Source organism: Aquidulcibacter sp. (genome assembly GCF_049239865.1).
Lineage (GTDB): Bacteria > Pseudomonadota > Alphaproteobacteria > Caulobacterales > Aquidulcibacteraceae > Aquidulcibacter.
The window spans coordinates 1-5833 of the sequence record NZ_JBMLTR010000126.1 but is presented as its reverse complement, the minus strand read 5'-3'; the positions used below and the strand labels follow the sequence as shown (position 1 = coordinate 5833).

Annotated in this window: 3 protein-coding genes; 2 read left to right on the top strand and 1 reads right to left on the bottom strand. The window is 56.2% G+C overall.

Features of this window, described 5'->3' with window-relative positions:
* Both ACOVRA_RS08755 and ACOVRA_RS08750 read left to right on the top strand, forming a co-directional pair.
* Positions 1-3278: TonB-dependent receptor (locus tag ACOVRA_RS08755; protein WP_421719953.1), on the top strand; the 3278-nt coding region annotated here is incomplete at its 5' end.
* 349 nt (positions 3279-3627) lie between these two features.
* A complete protein-coding gene (locus ACOVRA_RS08750) occupies positions 3628-4674 on the top strand; it encodes a LacI family DNA-binding transcriptional regulator (RefSeq protein ID WP_421719952.1) in 1047 nt (348 codons plus the stop codon).
* Between the two features lie 10 nt (positions 4675-4684).
* On the opposite strand, the gene ACOVRA_RS08745 is transcribed toward ACOVRA_RS08750, so the two are convergent.
* On the bottom strand, positions 4685-5833 hold a 1149-nt coding region (locus tag ACOVRA_RS08745; RefSeq protein ID WP_421719951.1), incomplete at its 5' end, for a zinc-binding dehydrogenase.

Sequence of the window (5833 nt, the reverse complement as noted above, 5' to 3'; positions counted from 1 at the left end):
AAAAAAGAAGGGAGTCAGGGGAGGAAAATTTGGCCTATCAACTCAACGCAGGCACCGCCACGTCTCGGTCACGGCGTTTCACCGCTTTGACCACCGCATCCAGTCTCGCCCTTTTGGCGCTGGTTTCTCAGCCTGCTTTTGCGCAGACGGCACCACAACCGGCTAAGCCAGCAGACGCCGCACCCCCTGCCACCCAAGAAGCTGAGGCACCTGCCGAAGTGATCGTTGTGACCGGCTTCCGCCGTTCGTTGCAAAATGCGCAGTCGATCAAGCGCAACCTCGACACCTTCGTCGATGTGGTGACCGCTGAAGACATTGGTGCCTTGCCAGACCGTTCGGTGGCAGAAGCGCTGCAACGCATTCCCGGCATCAATATCTCCCGCTTTGAGCAGCGCAATGACCCAGACCGCTTCTCGGTCGAAGGTTCGGGCGTCATCATCCGCGGTCTGCCCTATGTGCGCTCTGAGTTGAATGGCCGCGATATCTTCTCCGCCAACGGTGGCCGCGAACTTTCCTTCAATGACGTTTCGCCAGAGCTTTTGGGCCGCGTCGAAGTGTTTAAGAATGCCACGGCAGATATGATTGACGGCGGCATCTCCGGCACCGTCAATCTCGTTACCCGCAAGCCGCTCGACAAAAAGGGCCCACGCTTCGCTGGCACGATTGAAAGCAATTACGGCGACATGGCAAAGAAATGGTCGCCTGGCTTCTCCTTCTTGGGTTCCAATACCTATGAAACCGAAGTCGGCACCTTTGGTGTGCAATTGGCCTATGCCCAATCGCAATTGGTAACCAAGACCGACGCGTCGCAAATCACCGACCCTTGCTACCGCGATGCTTCACTAACTTCGGCTTGTATCCGCGTTCGTGCGGTGGGTTCGGGCGGTTTCAGTGGCGGCCAGGCCTTCAACGCATCCAACTTCCCACCAACCAATGCCGTGTTTGTGCCTAAGGGCGCAGGCGTGCGCACCACCGACCTGACGCGCGACCGCGATGCGATCTCGATCGTGGGTCAGTGGGAAAGCAATGACAAGCGCTGGTTGGCCACGCTTGAATATTTGAAAGCAACCACCGAAGCGACCTTGGAAGAATTCTCGGCTTTGGCTCTGGTCAATGACGATGCTTTGTTCCCTGTTGTGGCACCTGGCACGACGGCAACGTTTGCCGGCAATCAGTTTGCCAAGGGCACATTGACCCAGCTTCAGCCATTTACGGGCGGTCGCGGTATCCCAACTGAACTCTTGCGCTTCCAACGCGAAGATCAAGCCTCGACGGAAGATGTGTCCTTCACCTTGAAGTTCAACCCAACCGATCGCATGCGCTTCAACTTTGAAGCTCAGCACATCGCCTCGGACCGAACCGAGAATGGCTTCATCTCGGCGATGCAGACCTATAGCGATGTCTATATCGACAATACGGGTGACACGCCGATCGTGCAGTTCCTGCAGCCCGGTTCGGCAAACTCGCCCGCCAGCTATTTCACTGATCCATCCAAGACCTTCTATTGGTTCTTGCTGGACAACCAAGTCTATAACGAAGGCGAGATGACCAGCGTTCGTCTCGACGGCGAATATGACTTGAAGGAAGATGGCTTCTTCAAGGGCGTGCGCTTTGGTGCGCGTTGGAGTGATCGCTCGCGCATCACCCGCAATGCCAACTTCTCCAACTGGGGCAATTTAGGTGCACCTTGGACCGGTCGCGGTGGCAACTGGAACTGCGGTGACTTCCAAGCCTTCGGCTGCGGTGGCGCTTACGCCAAGGACTTCCCAGGCTCGTCCGCCATTCGCAATCCATTTGGCGACAACTTCCAGCGCGGCAATGTGCCTGTGCCCCTGGGTGATGGCTCTGCCTTCTTCTTCGGCGGCGATAATACGGTTCGCGACTATCTGAGCGGCGAAATCCGCAAGCAGGCTAATGCGATCACCGCTTACACCCTGACCCCGAACGCTTGGTTCCCAATCTCTGCCCGCAACAACAATGTCGCAGGTGGCCCTTGGACTCCAGGTGAAATCTCGGACGTTGAAGAATTGACCTCGGCCGCCTTTGCCCGCGTGGACTTCGGCAAGGAATTTTCCAGCGACTTTAAGATTACCGGTAACATTGGCCTGCGCTATGTGCAGACCACGGTCCAAAGCGCTGGCAATATCCAACTTCCGACCGGCGAATTCTTCGATAACGTCAACATCGTCAACGGCGTCAATGTCGGTGGCAATGGCGACGGGATCGTAAGTGTTGCTGAGTTGCAAAAGGCATGTGCCAATGTTCAAGCAGGTCAGGTTGCGCCAGGCTATTGCAGTCTGTCATCCACACGTTTGGCAGAGTTTGGGGCCTTCTTTACCGGTGAAAAGCTGGACGATAGCGCCGACATTAAGTTCGACCATGTCTTGCCAAGCTTCAATGCCAAGGCAGACTTTGGCAATGGCATGCTGGTCCGGTTTGCCGCGTCGAAAGGGATTTCACGCCCAGACCTAAATGCCTTCGCCACAGGTGGCGGCATTTCCGACAATACGGCCAGCCTGAAAGCGGGCGGTACTCTGGCAACAGGGCCGCTCTTCCAGATTGGCACAGGTAACCGTTTGCTACGTCCGATCGAATCCTGGAATTATGACCTGTCCTACGAATGGTATTTTGCCAAAGTGGGTTATGTCTCAGTTTCGGCCTTCATGAAGGACATCCAAGGCATTGTGAATGGCGGGGCCTCGGTCCGCCGCTTCACCAGTCCAAAAGGTGTCAACGGCGATATTCTGGTCAATGGTCCGGTCAATAGCGATGGCGGCACCTTGAAGGGCGTCGAGCTTTCCTATCAGCAGACCTATGACTTCTTGCCGGGCTTGTTGAGCGGCTTGGGTGCCCAATTCACCTATACCTATGTGGATGCCGGTGACTTCAGCAACTCGAACCTCGGCGCAGAGCAGAGCCCGTTTGCGGGTTCGACGCCTCTGGCCGGTGTCTCCGAGCACACGATCAATGCGGTTGGCTTCTATGAACGAGGCCCAATTGCGATGCGCTTGGCCTATAACTGGCGGTCAGAGTTCTTGCAGACTCCGCGCGACGTGATCTTCCCCTTCTCGCCAATTTATGGCGAGGAGACAGGTCAGCTTGACGGGTCGATCTTCTACACGTGGAGCCCACGTGTGAAGTTCGGGATCCAAGGCGTAAACTTGCTCGACGAAGTCACCCAGACCAGTCAGGTGATTGACTTCAAAGGCACACGGGTGACGCGTTCGGCCTTCCGCAACGACCGACGCTTCACCGTGATGGCACGGGTAGAATTCTAATCTATCTGGTGAGAGCGAGCCTTGGATTAACCCCCAAGGCTCGCTTTTCGCGCCGTGCCTGAAGACGCCGTTAGGTCTTTGGCATGCAATCGATTGAAAGTTGCTTCCTCTTCAAGCAACGTCAGTCTAGCGTTCGACGGAACAATCAAATTTCTGTGTATGATTGATATATCTTTTGATTGTCTCTAGTTAAACGGTTAGGTCTAGTACTCGGAATTAATGTCGGGATATCAACATCGTGACGGTTCCAATGAAAGTTGTTTTCTTGCGCGCCGATATTCTTCCATCGCTATTTGAAGCCGCGATTGGCCAAAAATCTGGTTTGTGCCAGGTGTGGAGGGGCTAGCTTATGGGCCGCCGCAATCAATCGGTCACCATCTCCCATGTCGCAGCCGATGCGGGTGTCTCCCTGCAGACCGTCAGCCGCGTCATCAATAATGAACCCAATGTACGCCCTGAAATGAAGGCGCGGGTGCAGGCTTCGATTGAGAAGCTGCATTATGTTCCCTCCATCGCCGCCCAGCGCATGAGTGGCTCGCGCTCCTACCTTATTCTAGTCATCAACGACCGAGAGCGGACGATCGCTGAATGGCGTGCACGCAGAGGCGCAGACTGGGTCGACCAAATGCTATTGGGTGGCATGTTGACCAGCGCCGAACATGGCTATCGGATGATTTTCGAGCTGGTTGACACGCATAATGATCATGTTGAACGCGAACTCAGCGGCACCATCGCAGCCTTACAGCCCGACGGCATCATCTTAACGCCACCACACTCCGAAAACCCGCTGATCACCAATCTGTTGGATCAGCGAAATATCCCGTTTGCGCGGATTGGATCTTTGACACCGGGCAGCGGCTTTGCGATCCATATGGGGGATGCGGGATCAGCGGCTCAAGCCACCCAGCACTTGATTGGGCTCGGTCACAAGCGGATCGGCTTTATCGCCGGTGCGCTGGACTATAATCTCTCGCATTGGCGCGTCGATGGATGGCGTCAAGCAATGGCGCAAGCTGGGTTATCGGACGCTGACTTATGCGTACAGGGCGACTTTAGCTATGAGAGTGGGCGGGAGGCTGCGACAGCGCTTCTCAACCTCACGCCAGCCCCCACGGCGATCATTGCCAGCAATGACCAGATGGCCTTGGCGACTTTGGATATTGCCAATGAGCGCAATCTCTTGGTGCCACAGGACCTCTCGCTCATTAGCTTTGACAATACCCCGGTCGTGCGGTTCACGACGCCGCAATTGACGGCGATTGATCAGCCCATTGCAGCCACCTTCTCCAAGGCAGTCGAACTGTTGATCCATCAAGCAACCTCGCCCAGCGAACAGCCCTATCTGGTTCCGGGTTCCTTGGTCGAACGCGCCAGTACGGCCCCGCCCAAAGCCTAAGGTTTAAGGCCTAAAGACTAGGATTGATCAGATACTTTTCCCCCGTCGCTTTGCGGGCATAGGCGCGCGCATGATCGGGATGCAGTGCCTCGGCCAAGGACAGGGTTGAAGTGTAATGGCTGGCGAAGGTGGTGGTCAGTTCGCGTGCCACACGTTGGCGCAAGCCAAGGGCTGCTTCGAGGCCGATCTTTTGCAGGAAGGGCGTCAATAAGAAGCCACTCACACTCCACGACAGGCCAAAGCCACGGTCCAGTTCGGTCGGGCGCAAATCAAGTCCGCCATAAATATAGACTTGCTTGAAGGTGGAAGAGCCGTAGCGGCTATATTCCTTCGCGTTGCGATTGGCTGCGGCTTCCATCGCATGCAAGATCGAATTGGCCAGACGCCCCCCGCCAATGGCGTCAAAGGCGATGGTGGCTTTGGTCTCGGTGACGGCGTCTGTCAGATCCGCTTGGAAGGTTTCCGACGTGGAATCCACCACATATTTCGCGCCAATGTCTTTCAAGATTTGTGCTTGTTCGGCACTGCGGACGATATTGACCAAGAGCACATCATCGGCGAGGCAGATTTTGTTGAGCATTTGGCCAAGATTAGAGGCAGCGGCGGTGTGCACGAGGGCAACATGGCCTTCACGTTTCATCGTCTCAACCATGGCAAGCGCCGTTAGCGGGTTCACAAACATCGAAGCGCCATCGGCAGAGGTTGCGCCTTCTGGCAGAGGCGAACAATCACGGGCCAAGAGCTTCCGGTAGGTGGCATACATCGAGCCGCCAAACATGCCGACTTTCTTGCCCAGCATGCCAGCAACATTGGCCCCGGCGCGGACGACCGTGCCTGCGCCTTCATTGCCGACTGCCATGGACGCGTCCAAGCGCGGCTTCATCATCCCCATGCGGGCAGGGGGGATGGTTGCGGTCAAAACAGGCCGCTCCGGCGTGCCGCTGGCTACCAAAGTCGCCATGTCGGCAGGGCCAAGCAAGAGACCCAGATCTGACGGATTGATGGGCGAAGCCTCGACCTGAACGATCACTTCATCCGGGCCTGGCTCATCCATGGTGACCGGTTCGAGATTGAGGATCAATTGTCCCTCAGACGTAACGGTGGACCGCAATTCAAGGCCGTGCAGTTGGGTGTCGCTCATGGTGTTTTCTCCGCAAAT